Source organism: Blastomonas sp. CCH9-A1 (assembly GCF_001557175.1).
GTDB lineage: Bacteria > Pseudomonadota > Alphaproteobacteria > Sphingomonadales > Sphingomonadaceae > Blastomonas > Blastomonas delafieldii_A.
This window is the reverse complement of the sequence record NZ_LSHM01000070.1, coordinates 168,269-187,820: the sequence shown is the minus strand read 5'-3', so window position 1 is coordinate 187,820 and position 19,552 is coordinate 168,269. Positions and strand designations below refer to the sequence as shown.

The window sequence follows — 19,552 nt, the reverse complement described above, 5'->3', positions numbered from 1 at the left end:
CCACGATAGAAAAGGTCGATAATTGACTTCACAAGGGAGAGGAACATGCCGCTCGTAACCACTGAAATCAGCGAGGGTGTCGCCATCGTCACGCTGAACCGGCCCGAGGCAATGAATGCGCTGTCCAAGGCCTTGCGCGCCGAGCTTGCCGAAGCGATGCTGGCGTTGGCGAATGACGATGCCGTGCGCGCGGTGGTGCTGACAGGCGCAGGACACCGTGCGTTCACCGCCGGACTCGACCTCAAGGAGCTAGGCGCGAGCACCGAAGGGCTGGGCGCGGCCAATGCGACCGACCCGCGCGACAATCCGGTCAAGGCGGTCGAGCAATGCGCCAAGCCGGTGATCGGCGCGATCAACGGCGTCGCGATCACCGGCGGGTTCGAGCTCGCGCTGGCCTGCGACGTGCTGATCGCGTCGACCAACGCGCGCTTTGCCGATACCCATGCCCGGGTCGGCATCATGCCCGGCTGGGGGCTGTCGCAGAAGCTGTCGCGGATGATCGGCATCTCGCGCGCCAAGGAGCTGTCGCTGACCGGCAATTTCCTCGATGCCGCCACGGCCGAGCGCTGGGGTCTGGTCAACCGCGTGGTCGAGCCCGAAGCACTTCTGCCCGCCGCTACCGCGCTGGCGCGCGACATGGCGAATATCGACCCGGTCATGGTGACGGCCTACAAGAAGCTGATCGACGATGGCTATGGCCTGAGCTTCGACGACGGGCTTGCGCTGGAAGCGGAGCGGTCGAGCGCGGCCAACGGGCAGGTCGCGCCGGAAGCGGTCGAACAGGCGCGGCTCGCGGTGATGGCGCGTGGGCGCAGCCAGGCCTGAGCGCGCCTTAACCGCGCGATTAAATAGCGATTGACGTTTACGTCAACGCAGCGCTAGACCTTGGTGCACCGCCGCACGGCATGAATCGCGCGGCCGAGAATTCACCGGAGAGAAGCCATGTCGCTCGATGCCCTTGCCCGCACCGCCTATACCGCCGATCACGAGGCCTTCCGCCAGACCGTGCGCCGCTTCATGCAGGAAGAGGTCGCGCCCAATGCGGTGAAATGGGACGAGGAAAAGATCGTTCCACGTGAAATCTGGCCCAAGGCAGGCGAACTCGGCATGCTGTGCCCGACCGTTCCGGAAGAATATGGCGGCCTGGGCCTCGACTTCGGTTATAACGCCATCGTCAACGAGGAAGCCGCCTATTTCGGCGGATCGCCGCTCGGCTTCTCGCTGCAGTCGGACATCGTCGTCAACTATCTGGTCCAGTACGGATCTGAAGAGCAGAAGCAGAAATGGCTGCCGCGCCTCGTTTCGGGCGAGACGATCACCGCGATCGCGATGACCGAGCCGGGCACGGGATCGGACCTTCAGGGCATCCGCACCACCGCCCGCAAGGATGGCAACCATTATGTCATCAACGGATCGAAGACCTATATCACCAACGGCCAGAATGCCGACCTGATCCTGGTCTGCGCCAAGACCGATACCGAGGTGCAGCCCGCGTGGAAGGGCGTGTCGATCATCCTCGTCGAAGCCGATCGCGAAGGCTTCGCGCGCGGCCGCAATCTCGACAAGATCGGCCAGGACGCTGCGGATACCTCGGAGCTGTTCTTCAACGACGTGCGCGTGCCGATGACCAACTGTCTCGGCGAAGAGGGCAAGGGCTTCATCTATCTGATGAGCGAGCTGCCGCAGGAGCGCCTGTCGATCGCCGTTTCGGCCCAGGCTTCGGCGCAAAAGGCCTATGACGATACCGTCGCGTTCGTGAAGGACCGCAAAGCCTTCGGCAAGACGGTGTTCGATTTCCAGAACACCCGCTTCGTGCTCGCGGACCTGAAGACCAAGCTGCAGGTCGGCTGGGCGCATCTCGACTGGGCGCTCAACCGCCATGCCAAGAAGGAACTGACCGCCGTGGAAGGTGCCGCCGCCAAGCTGTGGCACACCGAACTGCAGTGGGAAATCATGGACAAGTGCCTCCAGCTCCACGGCGGCGCCGGCTATATGAACGAATATCCGATCGCCCGGGCCTGGCGCGGTGCGCGCGTGACGCGCATCTTCGGCGGCACCAACGAGATCATGAAGGAACTGATCGGCCGTTCGCTCTGAGCAGCTGACAGGACCATTTGAATGCCCAAAACAGAAGCCTGGCAGCGCGATCCGGAAAGCTATCCGTTCAGCACGGTCACCGAAACGCGCTTCCAGGATCTGGACCCGCTCGGCCATATCAACAATGTCGCGATGGCGGCACTGTTCGAAAATGGCCGGGTGCGGTTCAATCGCAATCTGGGGCTCGAACGCCGTCAGCCGGGCGAGCGCTGGCTGATCGCGGCGGTCTCGATCGATTATGTCGCCGAAGCGCATTTCCCCGACCCGGTCGAGGTGATGAGCGGCATCGGGCGGATCGGATCGTCGAGCTGGGACATCTATTCGGCCGCCTTCCAGCAGGGCGTGTGCGTCGCGACCTGCGTGTCGACGCTGGTGCTGACCGACAAGAACGGGCCCAAGCCGATCCCCGAGCCGTTGCGCAAGCGCTATGAAGAGCTGTTCGTGCGCAAACCGGGATGAGAAATGGGCCGGAGCATTGCTGCCCCGGCCCTTTCGTCCTTACCAATAGGGCTGAACCTGCCAGTAATTGTAGACGCTCGACTGATAGTCGCGGTCATAGGCGCGGTCACGATCGCTTTCGGAAAAGCGCGGCGCATCCTTGAGCTGGTCAGCGGTCACGTTGACCAGATAGCCGCCAAGATCGGTGTCGTAGCTGAGCTTCGACCAGGGCAGGCTGTGCAGTTCGCTGCCAAGCCCAAGAAAGCCGCCGACCGAAACGATGACGTCGGTCACGCGCCCTTCGCGCTTGCTGATCAGCATGTTGGTGACGGTGCCGATCTTCTCGCGATCCGCGCCATAGACCGCGGTGCCATCGACGCGGTCGCTCGAGATGGTGTCATAGCCGCGTTCGAGCGTGCTGTCGGTCATGTTCATGGGGGTTCTCCTCGTGCTGTCCGCCGGTTCGCCGCTTCCGTTGGGGAATGGGGCGCTGACCGGGCCATGAGGCGGTTTGGGGGTGGCCCGGCCAGCAGGGCATCAAGGGTTGAACCGGCAAAGCGTTGCTCGCCTCGTCGCAAATAGCGCTGCCAATACCGATACTTCTGTTTTTCATGGGGCTGGGCTAGGGTCGGGCGACAATCGCGCGGGGGCTGACGTCCCGGAGAGGATGATGGGTGACGCTGGAGCCTGATCACGAGCATGCGGATGGCAGCCTGCGCGACTGGATGCAGTCGGGACTGTTCGCGGGCGTCGATCAGGCGGCGATCGACGCGCTGAGCGACCGCGCGCACCGGCTCGAACTGCCCGCCGGGAACATCCTGGTGCGCCAGGGCGATCCAGCCGATTCGCTCTATTTCCTCGAAACCGGCCGCTTGCGCGTGCTGATCGAGACGCCGACCGGCAACAAGGCGGTGGCGCAGATCGAGGCTGGCGAACCGGTCGGCGAACTCGCCTTTTTCGGCGGCGGCACGCGTACCGCAACGCTGCAGGCGAGCCGCGACAGCGTGGTTATGGTACTCGACCGGGCGAGCTACGACGCGGTGGTCGCCGCCTATCCGCAGCTCGTCCCTGCCATCCTCACCGCCGTGACCCAGCGACTCGCGGCCGTCACCGCCAAGACCCCGCCGATGGAAGCGCGGCTGCCGCGCGTCATCGCGGTGGTGCCGTGCGGGTCGAGCCGGGTCGATCCCGCGCTGCTCGGCCGTCTGACCGATGCCATTCGGACCACCGTCCCCGACGATCGCCAGGTGATGCTGGTGCGCGAAAGCGACGTGCCGCCCGGCCCCGCCAGCGCCTATCAGGCCTGGCTGCGCGAGCACGAGGCGCGGCGCGGCTATCTTCTGATCGACGCCTCGGGCGATCCCGAATGGGGCTCGCTGGTGTGCCGCAATGCCGACGGCCTGCTGATGATTGCCGAAACAGGCGCGAATCCGGCGATGAACCCGCTCGAACAGGCGGGCTGCGCGGCAATCGAACCGCCCAACCGCACCTTGCTCGTCATCCGTGCCGAGGGCAGGCAGCCCATCCGGGGCACTGCCGCTTGGCTGACCGGGCGCGATCCGCATCTGCACCACCACATGGCGCTCGACAGCGAGGCCGAATTCCGCCGCGTCGCGCGCTTTCTCACCGGGCGCGCGGTGGGGCTGGTGCTAGCAGGGGGCGGCGCGCTCGGCTGTGCGCATCTGGGCATCGTGCGCGGATTGCAGCGCGCGGGCGTGCCGATCGACCTGATCGGCGGAACCAGCGCGGGCGCTGCGATGGGGGCGGCGATCGCGCAAGGGCTGTCGGTCGACCAGACGCTCGACCAGATGGAGGCGATGTTCATCGGCGCCAAGGCGATGCGTCGGTTTACCGTGCCGATCCATTCGCTGCTCGACCCCGCCGTGTTCGATGCCGAGCTCGAGGCGCGCTACGGCAATGCCGATATTGCCGACCAGCCGATCAACTTCTTCGCGATTTCCACCAACCTGTCGACCAATGACCTGCATGTCCACCGGCGCGGCGCGCTGTGGCATGCGGTGCGCGCCTCGGGATCGCTGCCGACGATCCTGCCGCCGTTCATCGATACGGACGGCAATATCCTGGTCGATGGCGGCGTACTCGACAATGTGCCCGTCGTGACGATGCGCGCGCTCAAGTCCGGCCCCAATATCGTCGTAACGCTGGGCGAGGCGGGACAGGTGTGGCGGATCAAGGCCGCCTACCAGTCGCTGCGGCGTCGCGGGCAGCTGATCCGCGACCTGCTGCTGCGGCGCAAGTCCGACAGCGATTTCCCCTCGATCGTCGAAATCATGCAGCGATCGATGGTGGTGGCGAGCCGCATTGCCTCGCGATCGATGCTGCGCGAGGGCGACATATTATTGAGCCCGCCGATCGTGCCGGGCATGCAGATTCTCGACTGGCATCTGGGGCGCAAGCAGGCCGAACAGGCGGCGCGCTATGTCGAGCAGCAGGTCGCCGCGCATCCCGAACTGGGCGGACTGGCCAACCCGTCGGATTAGACCAGCCACCAGATTGCGCCGATGAGGGCCAGCGTCGCCAGCGACAGCAGCCAGGACAGCAGCCGGATGCGCATCGGCTTGAGCGCAGACACGCTATGCGCTTCGAGCTGATCGACAATATGCCGCGCGCGCCGGTCGGCGGAGAGAAACACATAAATCGCGACCAGCAGGAACACGCTGGCGATCGCCTTGGGCACCCATTCGGGTTCGAGCTCGCGGAACAGCGCGTTAAATCCCAGTCCGATGCCGACGGCGGCCATGCCGGTGCGCACCCATCCGGCAAAGCTGCGCTCATGCGCCAGGACAGTGCGATCCTCCGCTAGATCGGTGCGGTCGCGCGCCAGCTCGCGGCGTTTCTCGGCATTCATCGGACGGCTCCTCGCGCACCAAAAGCCATTCCGCGCCGATCATCGCAGCAACATAGGCTGGCTCAGGTGGTAGGGTCGAGCGCTTCGGCCACCTCTTCGGTCTTGCGCCGGGGCAATGCGATCATGCCCAGGATGAACAGCGCGAAGCACAGGCAGATCGCATTGGGGATGATCAGCGCCCATTCGCCCTTGAGCAGCCCGAAGGTCGTCCAGGCGAGGAAGGCCAGGCTGGTCAGCGCGAACATGCCGAGCGAAAGCCCCTCGGTCGAACGATCGCGGATGATCTTCCACGCCTGCGGGGTGAAGCTCGCCACCGAGGCGCACGCGCCCACCGTGCCGACAACGGAAATCCAGTCGAGTGTCATGAAAGCTCCAGGGGTTCGAGCGCCAGGCGGCTCCGGTTGAGCGAATTGGGAAGATCATTGGCCATGAAGCGCACCACCGCCTCGCGCACGTCGCAGCGCAGATCGAACAGCTCGCCGCCATTGCGCGCGCTCATCAGCACCCGCAGCTCGAGAATGTCGGCGGTCATGTCGGTCACCTGGAGCAACGCCACCCGTCCGTCCCAGAGCCGGTGTCCACGCACCGCCTCGAGCGCGACCTTGCGCACGCTCTCGACATCGGCGGCATGATCGGCATGGATCATCACGGTGCCGAGCAGATGGCTGGTCTGCAGCGTCCAGTTCTCGATCGGCTCCTCGAGCAGCTTCGAGACCGGAATGACCAGACGGCGGTCGTCCCAGATCTTCAACACGACATAGGTGAGCGTGATCCGCTCGACCCGGCCCCATTCGCCGCGATAGACCAGCACGTCGTCAATCCGCACCGGCTCGGTAAAGGCCAGCTGGATGCCCGCGACGAGATTCTTGAGCAGCGGCTGCGCGGCGACGCCGAAGGCGAGGCCGGCAAGGCCGGCCGAGGCGACCAGAGCAACACCGATCTCGCGCACCGCCGGAATCTTGAGCAGCAGCAGGCCGATGCTGACCAGCCCGACGATGACAATGGCGATGCGGGCGAGAATGTCCGCGCGCGTTCGCCTGCGCCGCGCAGCGAGATTGTCCTCGGCGCTGACATCCGATCGCGCTTCGATATAGCCATGGACGAAACGGATGATTGCGATGACCAGCCAGCCCCAGAGCAGCGGCATGATCACGCGCACCGCGCCGGTCAGCGCGGCGGCGGCTTCGTCACCGCGCACCGCCAGGCTGTCGGTGCCAAGCAGCACCAGCGCAACCATGATCCAGCGCGAGGGCTGGCGGATGCATCTGACCAGCGCCTCGTCCTGCAGCGTGCTGGTACGCCGTGCGATGCGGCTGGCAATCGCCATGACGACGGCATGCGCGACCAGCGCAACCGCAATGAGTGTGGCCGCCAGTGCGGGCGTGCGCAGCAATTCCCAGAGATCGGATTGGTCCATCAAGGGGTAACGGCGCACGCCCGATCGGGTTCAGCCCTGGCTTCAGAAAAGCGGCTGATAATTGACCTGGTCGGCCAGATCCTCGCGATCGAGTATCTCGAGCCGGCAATTGACGAGGCGGATGACGCCGTCGGCGCGCATCTGCTGCAGCGTCCGGTTGACGTGCACCGACGAGATGCCGACGAGATCGGCGAGCAGTTCCTGGGTGAGCGGCATGTGATAGCTGTCGGCCTCGCCCTGGCCGCGCATCGCCAGCCGTTCGCCCAGCTCGAGGAACAGATGCGCCATGCGCTCATAGGCGCTCAGGCAGCCGAGACGGAAGATGCTGTTCTCGAGCTGGCGCTCGATCAGCGCGCATTCCAGCTCGACCACGTCCGATTCGGGCAGCGAGCCGAACTCGATCAGCTGCAGACGGCTGATCGACATGACCGCGTGGTAGAAGCTGGGCTGGTTGCTGCGCCAGACGCCGATGATCTCGCCGGGCAGATACAGGTTGGTCAGCTGGCGCCGACCGTCAAAGGTGATGCGATATCCCGCCGCCCAGCCTTCCAGGACGAGTCGCGGCCGGACGACGGTGTCGCCCTGCTGGATGAAGTCGCAACGCGGCTCGATGGAACTGGGGGAGTGGCGGGGTTGAGACGGAAACGCGATCGGCAAGCTCGCATGGATGTTCATGATTACGGTGTCTCTCTGCTAGGTCCCTCCCCTCGCACCCTTTCAGTTGGCTGAACGCCCGTCCTTATACTGGTATATGTTAGTGCCGGATTCGCGACGAGATGAAAAAAACGGGGGGCGAAATGCCCCCCAAGTCGCTGATTTATATTAAAATTAACCCAGGTTAAGTCTTGGGTTTCTCGGTCTTGCCGAGTCCCGAAGACGAGCCGGACGCGCTGGCGCCATCGCGCTCGTCATCCTGTCGGTTCTTCGAGCGCCACTCGCTGAACTCCTGGTCGAACTGGCTCTGCCGCTGCTGATTGAAACGGTCATAGTCGCTGTCGAGCTGCTCGATCTGCTTCTGGCGCCAGCTCGAATAATGCGGATCGTGCTGGTGCCGGTGCCCTGAGCTATCACCCTGCTGACCCCAGCCGTGCTGTCCACCACCCTGCTGGTTCTGGCCATAACGCCCCGAACCCTGCTGGTCCTGACCGCCCTGGAAGGACTGGCCATAGCCGCCGGCCATGCCGCCGCCATAGCCCGAAGACTGGCCGCCCTGACCGCCCGAATAGCCATAGCCGCCCTGGCCGCTGCCGCCGCCTGACTGGCCCCATTGGCTGCCATTGCCGCCCTGCTGGTCATAGCCGCTGGGCTGGCCATAGCCTTGGTTCGACTGACCATAGCCCTGGCCCGACTGGCCATAGCCCGACGAACGGTTCTGCTGGCCCTGGCCTGCGCCGCCCCAGCCGCCGCCCTGGGCAAAACCGCCGACTTGCGCATAGTCCTGGCCAGACTGGCCAAATCCGCTGCCGCCGCCATAGCCGCCGCCCTGGCCCGAACCGCCACCGCCATATTGCGCGGGATCGGCGAAATGGCCGCCATGCTGCCAGTTGTTGCCGCCCTGCTGATGCGACTGACCGGATTGGCCGGACTGGCCCCAGCCGCCACCCTGGTTGTTGCCGCCCTGCTGACCGCGCTGGTAATCTCCCTGCCCGCGCTGGCCCCAGTTGTCAGCCTGCTGCTGCGGCTGGCCCTGCCCGGCATAGCCGGATTGATGGCTCGCCGAGCGCGCATAGTCGTTTTCCTGCCGACGCTGGCCTTGCTGGTTGCTGTCGGTGTCGTTCCAGTTCTGATTGTTATCAGCCACTTGAGACTTCCTTTCCTGCATTGCGGTTGCGCCACCTGGGGAAGAGGCGGCGCTCCGGACCGCTGCTGCCATAGTCGGAACATTGGCGTGCAGCGGCCCTTGCACAGGTTAGGAATGGCGCAGGCTATCGCACCGCTCGCCGCAAATCAGCTTCCGACGATCACCCCGCCATTGGGGTGGAGCACCTGGCCGCTCATGTAGCTCGAATCCTCGCACGCCAGGAACAGGAAGCAGGGTGCGACCTCGTTGGGCTGACCGGGGCGTCCCATCGGCGTCGATTCACCGAAATTCTCGAGCTTCTCCTCGCTCGCGCCACCACAGGGGTTAAGAGGGGTCCAGATCGGTCCCGGCGCGACGCCGTTCACACGGATGCCCTTTTCGACAAGATTTTGCGACAGGCTGCGCGTGAAGGCGGTGATTGCGCCCTTGGTCGCCGAATAGTCGAGCAGCTCGTCGGCACCCTTGTACATCGTCACCGAGGTGCAGTTGATGATCGTCGCACCGGGCTTGAGATGCGGCATCGCCGCCTGCACCATGTAGAACATGCCATAGACATTGGTCTGGAAGGTGCGCTTGAGCTGCTTGTCCGAGATATCGTTAATGTCCTTGTCGGGATGCTGCTCGCCCGCATTGTTGACGAGAATGTCGATCTGGCCGAACGTGCGGATGGCAAGGTCTATGACCTCGCGGCAATGGTCGCGCTCGCCGATATCGCCGGCGATGATCACCGCCTTGCCGCCTTCTTCCTCGACCATCTCGGCCGTGGCCTCGGCATCGGTGTCCTCTTCCAGATAGCTGATCACGACATTCGCGCCCTCGCGCGCGAACAGCACCGCGACGGCACGGCCGATCCCCGAATCGCCGCCGGTGACGATCGCCACCTTGCCCTCGAGCCGACCCGAACCCGGGTAACGCGGCTGCCATTCGGACTTGGGATCAAGCTCGGCTTCGAGGCCGGGAAGCTGTGCCTCATGCATTTTGGATATCGTGCTGGTCATGGGGAAATGTCCTTCGATGGAGGGAGGGTGCGTGCCCGGATCAACCCAGGGTCACGTCGAGAAACATCATGATGGCCAAACCCGCCATCAGTGCAGGGGTTGCCGATCCATGCTCGATCCGGCGGCTGGTGCCGGGGATGATGTCGGCCATCACGACGAACAGCATCGCGCCGGCGGAAAAGCCCAGCGCCCAGGGGAGCGCCGCTGTCGAAGCCTGGACGATAGCAACGCCCAGCGCACCGCCGAACGGTTCGACCAGCCCAGTGGCGAGCGCGGCGAGGATGCACCGCCCCCTGCTCCAGCCCAGGGTCGACAGCGCCGCCGCCACCGCCATGCCTTCGGGAATGTTCTGGATGCCGATCCCAAGCGCGGTCGCCCAGCCGAGGCTCGCATCGTCCGACATGAAGCTGACGCCGACCGCGGTGCCTTCGGGAATGTTGTGCAGCGTCACCGCGAGGATGAACAGCAGGATGCGCCGATGTTCGGCATTGTCGGCGAGCCAGCCGGGCAGCTTCGCCAGCCGGGCGCGCGCGATCCGATCGATGCCGCGGCCGAGCTGCGCCATCGCCAGCGCGCCGAGCAGCACCGCGCCGATCACGATCACCGCCGCCATCTCGCGCGACGACCCGGTGGCCTCGGCCTGCGCGATGCCGGGGATGATCAGCGAGAAGAACGCCGCCGCGATCATCACTCCGGCGGCAAAACCCATCAACAGATTCTGCCGCCGGGCATCGGGCGGGCCGCCCAGCATGACCACCACGCCGCCCAGCCCGGTCAGCGCGCCTGCGACCAGGCTGCCGACGATGCCCAGGATCGCCAGTTCATTCATCGGCTTGGGCGCGGTGGCGAGGGGTCATGCCTGGCATCGTCACGTCAGGGTCAGACCTGCTTCATGCCGAGTTCGGCCCCGGTCACCGGATCGACCGTGGGGTCCGATGCGGTGCGCTCGGCCATCGCCAGCACGGTGCGCAGCTGGTCCTTGGGCAGCTCGACCTCGGCGGTGCCGTCGCCGCCATCGACCGGGCCGTGCGCCTCGAGGTCGTCGATCCGCTCCCACTGGTCGCCGCTGTTCCACGGGCCCTCGGTATCGCCGGGGCCGGTCGACGCGTTGACATAGAGCGAATCATAATCCCCCATCGCGCCGAGCTTGCCCGGAGGGAAATTGTCGGCGATCGTGTACAGCGCCTTTTCGAATGATTTCTGGTGGGCGATCTCGCGCGTCATCAGAAAGCCGAGCGCATCCTTGATGCCCGGATCGTCGGTCACGTTGATCAGCCGCTCATAAACGATCTTGGCGCGCGATTCGGCAGCGATATTGCTGCGCAGATCACAGGTCGGGTCGCCGCGCGAATCGACATAGGCTGCGGTCCATGGCACGCCGGACGAATTGGTGAGCGCGGGGCCGCCGCCATAGAGGATCGCCTGGGTATGGCTGTTGCCGCCAGCGGTGAGCGAGCGGTACAGGTCCGCTTCCTCCATCGCAGCCTCGGCCAGATCGCCTTTCGCGCCCTTGTTGAGCATCGCGACGATCGATCCGATCACCTCGAGATGGCTCAGCTCCTCGGTGGCGATGTCGAGCAGCATGTCCTTGCGGCCGGGATCCTCCTCGGCCAGCCCTTGCGTGAAATAGCGCATTGCCGCAGCGAGCTCGCCATCGGGTCCGCCGAACTGTTCGAGCAGCAGCGAACCGAGCACCGGGTTCGGTTCGGACACGCGCACGGTATATTGCAGGCGCTTGTTATGGGTGAACATGCGGGGGGTTTCCTTGAAATGGGGGGAGGTCCCGGAACGCGCGGTTCCGGGGCCGAAGGATCAGAGGGCGGTGGTCGTGGGGTGCGCCGTCGTCACATGCGCCGCGTTGCCGACGCGCTCTTCGCGGCGTAACGTGCGCGGGATGGTGTTGTGCTTGGGCGCCGGCATCGCCAGCGTGAGGAGCGCACCGATCAGCGGCACGCCCATGATCCAGAGCGGCAGCAGCGGAAATCCGAGAAAATAGGTCATGGGGGGTCTCCATCATTGCCGGGGCGGGGTGTCCCGACAGGATGGTGCAAGGCTGACCCCTTGAGCACGACCGCCCCATAACATGGGTCAGGCCGCGCCAATTTCGTCAGAACGAGGGGGTTTCACCTATGTAAGATTGCCCGGGCGCGCGCTCGGCTAGGTGCCGGATCAGTCCAATGCGACACGCCCGTCCGTTCCAGGACCGGCGGCCACCTTCGATCCGGAGACACCCGATGCACCGCCCGTTTTCGCACAGCCCGACCCCTGCCCTTTCGGCGCGCCCGGTGATCGTCTGTTTCTCGCACCTTCGCTGGGACCTGGTGTTCCAGCGGCCGCAGCACATCATGACCCGGCTCGCCGGCCAGTTCGACGTCACCTATTGGGAGGAGCCGCGCTTCGAGGCGGCGTGCGATTCTCCCCGGCTCGACCGCAGCAGCGTCGAGGGCGGCGTGACGCGGCTGGTTCCGGTGCTGCCCGAAGGGCTTGACGGCACCGCCATCGATCGGGCGCTCGGCGCGTTGCTCGAGGCCGAGGTCGCAGGCCACCGCGGCCCCCTGGTCTTCTGGTACTATACCCCGATGATGCTCGCGTTCAGCGCCGGCATGCAGCCCGATTTCACCGTCTATGACTGCATGGACGAGCTCGCCAATTTCGCCTTTGCGCCCGCCGATATCGCGCAGCGCGAGGCGAGCCTGATGGCGCGCGCCGACCTGGTGCTGTGCGGCGGACGCAGCCTCTACGAGGCACGCCGCAACCGTCACCCGAACGTGAACTGCTATCCGTCGGGCGTCGATATCGCGCATTTTGCGCGCGAGGCCGCGACCACTCCGGAACCCGAGGATCAGGCGCAGCTGCCACGCCCGCGCCTCGGCTTCTATGGCGTGATCGACGAGCGCATGGACCTCGCGCTGCTCGCCGAACTCGCAGCGCTGCGCCCCGACTGGGCGTTCGTGATGATCGGTCCGGTGGTCAAGATCAGCCCCGACGATCTGCCGCGCGCCGCCAATATCCATTGGCTGGGCGGACGCGATTATGCCCGGCTGCCCGATTATGCGGTGCACTGGGACGTCGCGCTGATGCCCTTCGCGCTCAACGCCTCGACGCAGTATATCAGCCCGACCAAGACCCCCGAATATATGGCGAGCGGGCTCCCGGTGGTTTCGACCCCGATTGCCGATGTCGTCGCGACCTATGGCACGCTCGGCAGCATCCGCATCGCCGAAGACGCGCGCGGATTCGTATCCGCCTGCGAAGCGTTGCTCAGCGCCGATCCGCGCACCCGCGCCGCGTGGAAGGCAGAGGCCGAAACGTGCCTGGCCGACAAGAGCTGGGACGGAACCGTCGCCCGGATCGCGCGCCAGTTGCAGGATGGGCTTGTCGCGCGGCAGGTCGCGCGGATCTCGAGCGCGCGCCCCGTCCATCGCGCGCGCCATTATGACGTGCTCGTCGTCGGCGCAGGGTTCGCCGGTGCCGTCATGGCCGAGCGGATCGCGGCAGGATCGGGCAAGTCGGTGCTGGTGATCGACAAGCGCCCGCATATTGCGGGCAATGCCTATGACCATCACGACGATGCCGGCATCCTGGTGCACAAATACGGCCCGCATATCTTCCACACCAACAGCCGCGACATTCTCGACTATCTTTCGCGCTTTACCGGCTGGCGGCCCTATGAGCATCGAGTGCTCGCCGAGGTGGACAATCAGCTGGTGCCGATGCCGATCAACCGCACGACGCTCAACGCACTTTATGGTCTGAACCTCGAGACCGAGGAGGAAGCGGCAGAATATCTCCGGTCGGTTGCGCTCGATGTCGGCGAGGTGCACAATTCGCGCGATACCGTGGTGTCGCAGGTCGGTGAGGACCTCTATGCCAAGTTCTTCGAGGGCTATACCCGCAAGCAATGGGGCGTCGATCCGCGCGAGCTCGACAAGTCGGTCGCGGCGCGGGTTCCGGCGCGGACGAATACCGATGACCGATATTTTACCGATGCGCATCAGTGCATGCCCAATCAGGGCTATACGAAGATGTTCGCCAAGATGCTGGATCACCCGCAGATCGACGTGCTGACCGGTCAGGGCTATGCCGATCTGCCCGACAATATCAGCTGGGACCATCTGGTCTGGACCGGGCCGATCGACGAATATTTCCACCATCGGCTGGGGCATCTGCCCTATCGTTCGCTGCGCTTCGAGCATGAAACGCTGCCGCAGGAACAGGCGCAGCCGGTTGCGACGGTCAACTATCCGGATTACGATGTGCCCTATACCCGCATCACCGAGTTCAAGCATCTGACCGGGCAACAGGCCGAGGTGACCAGCATCATGCGCGAATATCCGGCGGACAGGGGCGATCCCTATTATCCCGTGCCCAATGCAGCCGCGCAGGACATGTACCGGCGCTATGCGGCGCTGGCGCGCGATTGCGCGCATGTGACCTTTGTCGGTCGGCTCGCCACCTATCGCTATTACAACATGGACCAGATCGTCGGCCAGGCGCTGGCGACCTGGCGCAGGCTCGATGCGCGCTGGCGGCTTGAATCGCTCTCGACCCTGGGCGTGGTGGCCGCCGAATGAAGCACGTTGCCGAGCTTGAACAGACGGCCATCCGCCGCGTATCCGCACCCGGTCCCGAACGGGACTGGGTGCGGTGCGTGGGCCGCGCGCCCTATTTCCAGACCGAATCGGGCGCGGCCTGGGCACCGGTCGGGCATAACGAGGCGATCACCTGGCCGCATCTCGCGCCGCTCTATCGCAGGCAGGATGTCGCATCGGTCGATCAGCATTTCGCCGCGCTGAAGGCGAGCGGGGTCACATGCCTGCGCCTCATGCTCGATTACAACCAGGTCCGCCACCGCCATCTGGAAAGCCGCTGCGGCCATTTCAGCCCGGCAATGGTGCGGCTGTGGGACGATCTCATCCAGCTGGGTGAGCGGCACGATATCCGCTTCCTGCTCACCCCGTTCGACACCTTCTTCATGGCGCGGCGCTGGAAGACGCACCCCTATGCCCAGGCGACCGGCGGGCCGTGCAAGTCGCCGCGCCACATGTTCACCTGCGCCGATACGCGCGCGGCGATCATCAACCGGCTGCTGTTCGCTACCCGCCGCTGGGGGCACAGCCAGGCGGTGTTCGGCTGGGACCTGTGGAACGAGATCGACAGCTTCTATGCTGGCGGCGACATGGCGGCGGTGCATGCCTTTGTCGGCGAGGTCTCGGCTGCGCTCAGGGCCGAGGAGTTGCGCGTGCATGGCCGCAGCCATCCGCAGACGGTGTCGGTCTATCTCCCCAACCTGCTGCTGCGCCCCGATCTGGGCGAGGTGATCTTCCGCCACCCGTCGCTCGATTTCGCCAGCGTGCACCTGTACGAGAAGGGCACGATCGACCATCCGCGCGGCACGCTTGGCCCCGCCGAGGCGACCGCGCGGCTGATGACGCAAGCGATCGAGCAATGTCCGGTCGATCGCCCGTTGCTCGATACCGAGCACGGGCCGATCCATGCGTTCAAGGATCGGCACATCACGCTGCCGGATGATTTCGACACCGAGCTGTTCCGCCGCATGCAATGGGCGCATCTGGCGAGCGGCGGCGCAGGCGGCGGCATGCGCTGGCCCTATCGCCATCCGCATGTGCTGTTGCCCGCGATGCACGAAGCGCAGGGCGTGCTGGCGCGCTTCCTGCCACTGATCGACTGGTCGGACTTCCGCCGCCAGCCGCTCGGCGATCGGTTGCGCGCACCGGGCTTCGATGGCCTTGCAACCGGCTGCGGCGATGCCCGCCAGGCGATCGTGGTGCTGATGGCCAATCGCGCGCAGTGCGGCCATGCATCGACGCTCGACATTCAGGGGCTGGAGCCTGGCGTGTATAGCGTCACCCAGATGAACACGCTGACCGGAGAGGCGGAAACCGCTCAGGTCCAGACGATGCAGGACGGAACGCTCACCGTGCTGGCGGGCGGGACGGGACAGGATGTCGCGCTCGCGATAGTGCGGACCGATTCGAGCGGCTAGTCGCCGCGCTGGTCCTTGGCTGTGCGCAGCCCGATGGCGAGCGCGGCGAGCGTCACCATGTTGCGGATGTCGCGCCGCGGGCGCTCGCCATAATCGACGCGATAGACCCAGGACTGGTCGGGCACCGCGACGCCGATATAGGCAACGCCCGCGCCCTCGCGTTCGTCAGGGTCGGACGACCCGGCAAAGCCGGTAATGGCGAGCGAAAGCTGCGCATCGGCAAGACACAGGCTGTTTTCCGCCAGAGCGCGCGCCACCGGCTCGCTCACCGCGCCATGCTGGTCGATCAGGCCGGGATCGATGCCCAGCATGTCGTGCTTGGCGGCGACCGAATAGCAGACATAGCCGCGATCGAGGCAATGGCTCAGCCCCTCGATATCGGTGACCAGCGACGACAGGAAGCCGCCGGTGCAGCTTTCCGCCGTCGCCAGCTTCCAGTTCATCCTGTCGAGCCTCGCCAGCAGCGTTCGCGCGGCTGCGGTCAGCTGCGCGGAATCGGGCACCACACGTTCGTCGCGTTCCTGTTCGAGTGCTTCGGTCATGCCCGGCCCGTGCGTTCAGCTCGCCAGCGCGACCAGTTCGGGCCGGGGCAGACCTTCGGCCTTGGCCTGGGCGAGCAGTTGCTGCTTCAGCTCGGCCATCTGCGCGCCCAAGGCGACCAAGTCGATGTCCGCCTTGCGCACCTGCGCGAAGATGCTGCCGCGCTGGCGCTCTTCCTCATAGACGTGATGCTCGACCTGCTCCTTCAGCACGCTCACCTTGGCGTCATAATAGGCGTCCGAGGGCGTGCCCTGTTGCAGCGAGAGGATCAGCGTCTTGGCGCTGTCATGCTCGACCTGCGCCTCGTCCATCATGTCGTCGTCGACCGCCTCGCGGATCGCAGGATAGAAGACCTGCTCCTCGACCATCGCGTGAATGGTCAGTTCCTGGCAGATCTGCTGGACGATCTTCTGCTGCGCCGCCTCGCCGCGCGCATTGTCGTATTTCTCGAACAAGGCTTCCACCGTGCGGTGGTCATCGGCGAGCATCTGCAACGCGTCGCGGCTTTCCTTCTGGGCCATGTCTCTCTCCTTTGTCGAACGGGTCAGGCGAGGATCAGCCCCGCCATGTTCATCTCGCGGCTGAGCTTCTTGTTCTCCTCGTCGCTCAGACGCTCGCGCAGCGCGGGGAACAGCTCGTCCTCTTCCTGGCGCATATGCTCCTCGAGCGCGCTGCGCAGGCGGCCGAGCGTTTCGTTGAACGCCGGATCGCCCTTGTCCATATGGCCGAGCGCGTAGAGCATCGCCTTGACCTCGCCATGGTCGCTGTTGAGCGACTTGGCCGCATCACCCTCGCCGCCCTGGCCGAGCACGGGATAGATGACATTCTCTTCCTGCATCGCGTGCTTGGTGATCATGTGCTTGAGGTTCATCAGCAGCATCGCGCGGCGGTCGGTCTGCTCGGGCGAGAGCTGTTCGAGCTTGTCGATCACGGCCAGCGTCGCCTTGTGCTCCTTGATCAAGCCTTCGCACCAGTCCTGCGCCATCGCGGTGGGGGCCTGGACCGCCATCTTGCGGCCGATATTGGCGATCGCCGCCACGCCTGCAGTGAGCAGCAGGCCCTTGACCGAGCTGCTCAGGATCGAGCTTCCGCCCTGTCCGTTGGGGGTGCGACCATTGTGCGTTCGTGAATGAGCCATGGGGTGTTCCTCTCGATGGGGGCCGCCGATTCGGGGAGGCGGCGGCTTCGGACCTTTGTGTCGCGCAGCCGCGAACAACCCACACCGGCCTATGTTAGCGCCCCCCGCAATTGCCGCGCCTAGCCTTGCAGCCTCATTTTGCGAGAAGGACGGAGCCATGACCGACAAGACGCGTATCCCCGACGACATGGAAGCGCGGACCGGCAAGGGTGGTGCGGGAGAATCGGGCGGCGGCGCCTATCCCAACCCGCACACCGGCAAGGAGCTGCGCGGCGAAAAACGGGGTTTCATCGAAGGTGGACAGAGCGAGAACCGCTATTACGGGCCGAAACATGCGCAAGGCAATGCCGCCAAGAATGCCGGGCGCGACGATCTGGCAGGCGACAAGGTCCATGAGGGCATGTGATCTGCCCGGCGCGCCTGCCCGATGAGCAGGGAAGGCGCGCTGGTCTTCACGACCGACGACATGCCCGGCATCACCCGCAAGCGGCGCGGCAAGGGCTTCAGCTATCACGATGCGAAGGGAAAGCTGATCCGAGACAGGGCGGTACGCCAGCGCATCGACAGCCTGGCCATCCCGCCCGCTTATGAGCAGGTGTGGATATGCCCCGACCCCAACGGCCATCTGCAGGCGACCGGGCGCGATGCCCGCGGGCGCAAGCAGTATCGCTATCACCCCGCCTATCGCGAGCAACGGGACGCGGCGAAGTTTGCCCGGCTTGCCAGTTTCGGGGCGAAACTTCCCGCAATCCGCGAACGGGTGGAAAAGGATATTTCCTCGAAGGGAACATCGCGCACCTGCGTGATGGCGACGATCATTCACCTGCTCGACTGTACCGCGATCCGCATCGGCAATGCGCTGTACGCCAAGCAGAACCGGTCCTACGGCTTGACCACGCTGCACTGCCGCCATGTCGCGCTCGAGGCCTCGCAGATCCGCTTCCGCTTCAACGGCAAGAGCGGGCGCAAATGGGATGTGAGCCTGCGCCACCGGCGCGTCGCCAAGGTGCTGCGCGGCCTGCAGGAGCTGCCCGGCCAGCAGCTGTTCCGGTACAAGGACGGCGACGAGCTGCGCGCGGTCACGTCGGACGATATCAACGCCTATCTGCGCGAGATCGGCGGCGAGGATTTCTCGGCCAAGGATTTCCGCACCTGGTGCGGCACCGTCACGGCTTGCTCGGTGCTGTGCGAGCTGCGTCAGCAGGAGGATGCGCCGCCTGCAGAAAAGGCAATCCGCGAGGCGGTGGCGCGCGCCGCCGATGCGCTGGGCAACACGCCCACCATATGCCGACAGTCCTATATCCATCCGCAGCTGCTCGAAGCCTATCGCGATGATGACCCGATGTTCCGCCGCACCGACCCGGACGAAGCCGAACCGGCGGTGCTCAAGCTGCTGAAAAAGCGCCGTTGAGGGGAACCTGCACGGCTCTGGCGCGTGTCCCTTGCACACCTTCATGGATGGACCCGAAAAGGAGCCGCACCCGCGTGCCTGACAGCCTTGTGCATTTGATCGTCCCCGCCGAAACCCATCAGGAGGCAAGGCCATTGGCGCTGCTGCTTGATTTTGACGGGACGCTGGTCGAGATTGGCGACACGCCCGATGCTGTCGCGATCAGCCCGGCCATGGCCGACACGCTGGCCGAAGCGTCGCGCACCCTGGCTGGCCGCATCGCGGTGGTGAGCGGCCGCTCGCTCGAACAGCTGCACCGCTTGCTTCCCCCCGCACTGGCAGGCGGCGTGATCGCGGCCAGCCATGGTCAGGAGCTGAGCGTCGACGGCGCGGTCCAGGCCCCTCGCCCCACACGGCTGTTCGCCGATCTTGCCTTCGAGGCGGCCCTGCATTTCGAGGACTTTCCCGGCATCGTCATCGAGGAGAAGAGCTTCGGGCTGGGCGTGCACTACCGGCTGATGCCGCAGTTGCGCGACCGGGCTGAGCAATGGGCGCTGGCGCAGGCCGCCGCGCACGGGCTGGTCGTCCAGCAGGGCGACATGGTGTTCGAGCTGCGGCCCGGCGGATCGGACAAGGGCGATGCGGTGCGCGCCATCATGGCGCTGGATCGCTTTGCCGGCAGCGCGCCGGTGTTCATCGGCGACGATCTGACCGACATCCCTGCTTTCGAAGCGACGCGCGCGCTGGGCGGCCAGGCGATCAGCGTCGGCTCGCGCACCGCCGATCACAGCGACGAGCGGCTCGACAGCGTCGAAGGCGTGCGTCGGCGCATCGCGGCGCTGATCGCATGAGTGCGG

Annotated in this window: 22 protein-coding genes; 9 read left to right on the top strand and 13 right to left on the bottom strand. The window is 65.4% G+C overall.

What is annotated here, in order from left to right:
• The first annotated feature begins 45 nt into the window (after positions 1–45).
• From AX725_RS18985 to AX725_RS18975, 3 genes are all read left to right on the top strand, one after another.
• On the top strand, positions 46–825 hold the full coding sequence (locus tag AX725_RS18985; protein WP_060978986.1) for an enoyl-CoA hydratase: 780 nt from the start codon (positions 46–48) through the stop codon (positions 823–825).
• 117 nt (positions 826–942) lie between these two features.
• Positions 943–2,097 carry an acyl-CoA dehydrogenase family protein gene (locus AX725_RS18980; protein ID WP_060978987.1) on the top strand — a complete coding sequence of 385 codons (1,155 nt, stop codon included), beginning with the start codon at positions 943–945 and terminating at the stop codon, positions 2,095–2,097.
• Positions 2,098–2,118: 21 nt separating this feature from the next.
• Positions 2,119–2,556: an acyl-CoA thioesterase gene (locus AX725_RS18975; protein WP_060978988.1), complete on the top strand. Its 438-nt coding sequence runs from the start codon at positions 2,119–2,121 to the stop codon at positions 2,554–2,556.
• A gap of 39 nt (positions 2,557–2,595) precedes the next feature.
• Here AX725_RS18975 and AX725_RS18970 read toward each other — a convergent pair whose 3' ends face one another.
• Positions 2,596–2,970, bottom strand: a complete 375-nt coding sequence (locus AX725_RS18970; protein WP_060978989.1) for a PRC-barrel domain-containing protein — start codon at positions 2,968–2,970, stop codon at positions 2,596–2,598.
• A 239-nt stretch (positions 2,971–3,209) separates the two neighbouring features.
• Here AX725_RS18970 and AX725_RS18965 point away from each other — a divergent pair, with 239 nt between their 5' ends.
• Positions 3,210–5,036 carry a cyclic nucleotide-binding and patatin-like phospholipase domain-containing protein gene (locus tag AX725_RS18965; protein ID WP_060978990.1) on the top strand — a complete coding sequence of 609 codons (1,827 nt, stop codon included), beginning with the start codon at positions 3,210–3,212 and terminating at the stop codon, positions 5,034–5,036.
• Here the strand turns inward: AX725_RS18965 and AX725_RS18960 are convergent.
• The 9 genes from AX725_RS18960 to AX725_RS18920 all read right to left on the bottom strand — a co-directional run bounded on the left by AX725_RS18960 (position 5,033) and on the right by AX725_RS18920 (position 11,621).
• Complete coding sequence (locus AX725_RS18960) at positions 5,033–5,404, bottom strand: YidH family protein (RefSeq protein ID WP_060978991.1); 372 nt, start codon at positions 5,402–5,404, stop codon at positions 5,033–5,035. The genes AX725_RS18965 and AX725_RS18960 overlap by 4 nt on opposite strands.
• Before the next feature lie 62 nt (positions 5,405–5,466).
• On the bottom strand, positions 5,467–5,769 hold the full coding sequence (locus AX725_RS18955; protein ID WP_023836808.1) for a SemiSWEET family sugar transporter: 303 nt from the start codon (positions 5,767–5,769) through the stop codon (positions 5,467–5,469).
• A complete protein-coding gene (locus AX725_RS18950) occupies positions 5,766–6,821 on the bottom strand; it encodes a mechanosensitive ion channel family protein (RefSeq protein WP_060978992.1) in 1,056 nt (351 codons plus the stop codon). The genes AX725_RS18955 and AX725_RS18950 overlap by 4 nt, the downstream gene beginning before the upstream one ends.
• A 42-nt stretch (positions 6,822–6,863) precedes the next feature.
• Entirely contained in the window at positions 6,864–7,496 is a 633-nt protein-coding gene (locus AX725_RS18945) for a Crp/Fnr family transcriptional regulator (RefSeq protein WP_060978993.1), read from the bottom strand.
• Positions 7,497–7,659: 163 nt separating this feature from the next.
• Positions 7,660–8,622 (bottom strand): hypothetical protein, encoded by a 963-nt coding sequence (locus AX725_RS21345; RefSeq protein ID WP_060978994.1) that lies wholly within the window; start codon positions 8,620–8,622, stop codon positions 7,660–7,662.
• Between the two features lie 146 nt (positions 8,623–8,768).
• Entirely contained in the window at positions 8,769–9,620 is an 852-nt protein-coding gene (locus tag AX725_RS18935; protein WP_060978995.1) for a glucose 1-dehydrogenase, read from the bottom strand.
• A gap of 40 nt (positions 9,621–9,660) precedes the next feature.
• Entirely contained in the window at positions 9,661–10,449 is a 789-nt protein-coding gene (locus AX725_RS18930; RefSeq protein ID WP_060978996.1) for a ZIP family metal transporter, read from the bottom strand.
• Positions 10,450–10,499: 50 nt separating this feature from the next.
• Positions 10,500–11,372 (bottom strand): manganese catalase family protein, encoded by an 873-nt coding sequence (locus AX725_RS18925; RefSeq protein WP_060978997.1) that lies wholly within the window; start codon positions 11,370–11,372, stop codon positions 10,500–10,502.
• A gap of 60 nt (positions 11,373–11,432) precedes the next feature.
• Entirely contained in the window at positions 11,433–11,621 is a 189-nt protein-coding gene (locus AX725_RS18920; RefSeq protein ID WP_060978998.1) for a hypothetical protein, read from the bottom strand.
• Positions 11,622–11,854: 233 nt separating this feature from the next.
• On the opposite strand from AX725_RS18920, the gene glf reads away from it, so the two are divergent.
• Together glf and AX725_RS18910 are read left to right on the top strand one after the other, a co-directional pair.
• A complete protein-coding gene (gene glf / locus AX725_RS18915; protein WP_060978999.1) occupies positions 11,855–14,194 on the top strand; it encodes a UDP-galactopyranose mutase in 2,340 nt (779 codons plus the stop codon).
• Entirely contained in the window at positions 14,191–15,627 is a 1,437-nt protein-coding gene (locus AX725_RS18910; protein ID WP_060979000.1) for a glycoside hydrolase 5 family protein, read from the top strand. Before glf ends, AX725_RS18910 begins: the two co-directional genes overlap by 4 nt.
• Here AX725_RS18910 and AX725_RS18905 read toward each other — a convergent pair.
• From AX725_RS18905 to AX725_RS18895, 3 genes are read right to left on the bottom strand one after another with little or no spacing between them, the layout of a single operon-like run.
• Complete coding sequence (locus AX725_RS18905) at positions 15,624–16,169, bottom strand: CinA family protein (protein WP_060979001.1); 546 nt, start codon at positions 16,167–16,169, stop codon at positions 15,624–15,626. The two genes, AX725_RS18910 and AX725_RS18905, sit on opposite strands and share 4 nt — an antisense overlap.
• A 15-nt stretch (positions 16,170–16,184) precedes the next feature.
• Positions 16,185–16,688, bottom strand: a complete 504-nt coding sequence (locus AX725_RS18900; protein ID WP_060979002.1) for a hemerythrin domain-containing protein — start codon at positions 16,686–16,688, stop codon at positions 16,185–16,187.
• A 23-nt stretch (positions 16,689–16,711) separates the two neighbouring features.
• The gene (locus AX725_RS18895; RefSeq protein WP_060979003.1) at positions 16,712–17,305 is read right to left on the bottom strand and encodes a hemerythrin domain-containing protein; all 594 of its coding nucleotides are present in this window, start codon (positions 17,303–17,305) and stop codon (positions 16,712–16,714) included.
• A gap of 157 nt (positions 17,306–17,462) precedes the next feature.
• Between AX725_RS18895 and AX725_RS18890 the strand changes: the two genes are divergently transcribed.
• The 3 genes from AX725_RS18890 to otsB all read left to right on the top strand — a co-directional run bounded on the left by AX725_RS18890 (position 17,463) and on the right by otsB (position 19,546).
• Entirely contained in the window at positions 17,463–17,711 is a 249-nt protein-coding gene (locus AX725_RS18890; RefSeq protein ID WP_060979004.1) for a hypothetical protein, read from the top strand.
• Between the two features lie 21 nt (positions 17,712–17,732).
• Positions 17,733–18,716 (top strand): DNA topoisomerase IB, encoded by a 984-nt coding sequence (locus AX725_RS18885; RefSeq protein ID WP_060979005.1) that lies wholly within the window; start codon positions 17,733–17,735, stop codon positions 18,714–18,716.
• Between the two features lie 74 nt (positions 18,717–18,790).
• Complete coding sequence (gene otsB, locus AX725_RS18880) at positions 18,791–19,546, top strand: trehalose-phosphatase (RefSeq protein WP_157759173.1); 756 nt, start codon at positions 18,791–18,793, stop codon at positions 19,544–19,546.
• The last annotated feature ends 6 nt before the right edge of the window (positions 19,547–19,552 follow it).

Excerpts from the sequence above, each read along its gene's own strand:
- AX725_RS18895 (WP_060979003.1), bottom strand. The coding sequence starts at position 17,305 with ATGGCTCATTCACGAACGCACAATGGTCGCACCCCCAACGGACAGGGC.
- AX725_RS18925 (WP_060978997.1), bottom strand. The coding sequence starts at position 11,372 with ATGTTCACCCATAACAAGCGCCTGCAATATACCGTGCGCGTGTCCGAA.
- AX725_RS18945 (WP_060978993.1), bottom strand. The coding sequence starts at position 7,496 with ATGAACATCCATGCGAGCTTGCCGATCGCGTTTCCGTCTCAACCCCGC.
- AX725_RS18900 (WP_060979002.1), bottom strand. The coding sequence starts at position 16,688 with ATGGCCCAGAAGGAAAGCCGCGACGCGTTGCAGATGCTCGCCGATGAC.
- AX725_RS18920 (WP_060978998.1), bottom strand. The coding sequence starts at position 11,621 with ATGACCTATTTTCTCGGATTTCCGCTGCTGCCGCTCTGGATCATGGGC.
- AX725_RS18980 (WP_060978987.1), top strand. The coding sequence starts at position 943 with ATGTCGCTCGATGCCCTTGCCCGCACCGCCTATACCGCCGATCACGAG.
- AX725_RS18935 (WP_060978995.1), bottom strand. The coding sequence starts at position 9,620 with ATGACCAGCACGATATCCAAAATGCATGAGGCACAGCTTCCCGGCCTC.
- AX725_RS18955 (WP_023836808.1), bottom strand. The coding sequence starts at position 5,769 with ATGACACTCGACTGGATTTCCGTTGTCGGCACGGTGGGCGCGTGCGCC.
- AX725_RS18885 (WP_060979005.1), top strand. The coding sequence starts at position 17,733 with ATGAGCAGGGAAGGCGCGCTGGTCTTCACGACCGACGACATGCCCGGC.
- AX725_RS18910 (WP_060979000.1), top strand. The coding sequence starts at position 14,191 with ATGAAGCACGTTGCCGAGCTTGAACAGACGGCCATCCGCCGCGTATCC.
- AX725_RS18970 (WP_060978989.1), bottom strand. The coding sequence starts at position 2,970 with ATGAACATGACCGACAGCACGCTCGAACGCGGCTATGACACCATCTCG.
- glf (WP_060978999.1), top strand. The coding sequence starts at position 11,855 with ATGCACCGCCCGTTTTCGCACAGCCCGACCCCTGCCCTTTCGGCGCGC.
- AX725_RS18975 (WP_060978988.1), top strand. The coding sequence starts at position 2,119 with ATGCCCAAAACAGAAGCCTGGCAGCGCGATCCGGAAAGCTATCCGTTC.
- AX725_RS18960 (WP_060978991.1), bottom strand. The coding sequence starts at position 5,404 with ATGAATGCCGAGAAACGCCGCGAGCTGGCGCGCGACCGCACCGATCTA.
- AX725_RS18905 (WP_060979001.1), bottom strand. The coding sequence starts at position 16,169 with ATGACCGAAGCACTCGAACAGGAACGCGACGAACGTGTGGTGCCCGAT.
- AX725_RS18950 (WP_060978992.1), bottom strand. The coding sequence starts at position 6,821 with ATGGACCAATCCGATCTCTGGGAATTGCTGCGCACGCCCGCACTGGCG.
- AX725_RS18985 (WP_060978986.1), top strand. The coding sequence starts at position 46 with ATGCCGCTCGTAACCACTGAAATCAGCGAGGGTGTCGCCATCGTCACG.
- AX725_RS18890 (WP_060979004.1), top strand. The coding sequence starts at position 17,463 with ATGACCGACAAGACGCGTATCCCCGACGACATGGAAGCGCGGACCGGC.
- AX725_RS18930 (WP_060978996.1), bottom strand. The coding sequence starts at position 10,449 with ATGAATGAACTGGCGATCCTGGGCATCGTCGGCAGCCTGGTCGCAGGC.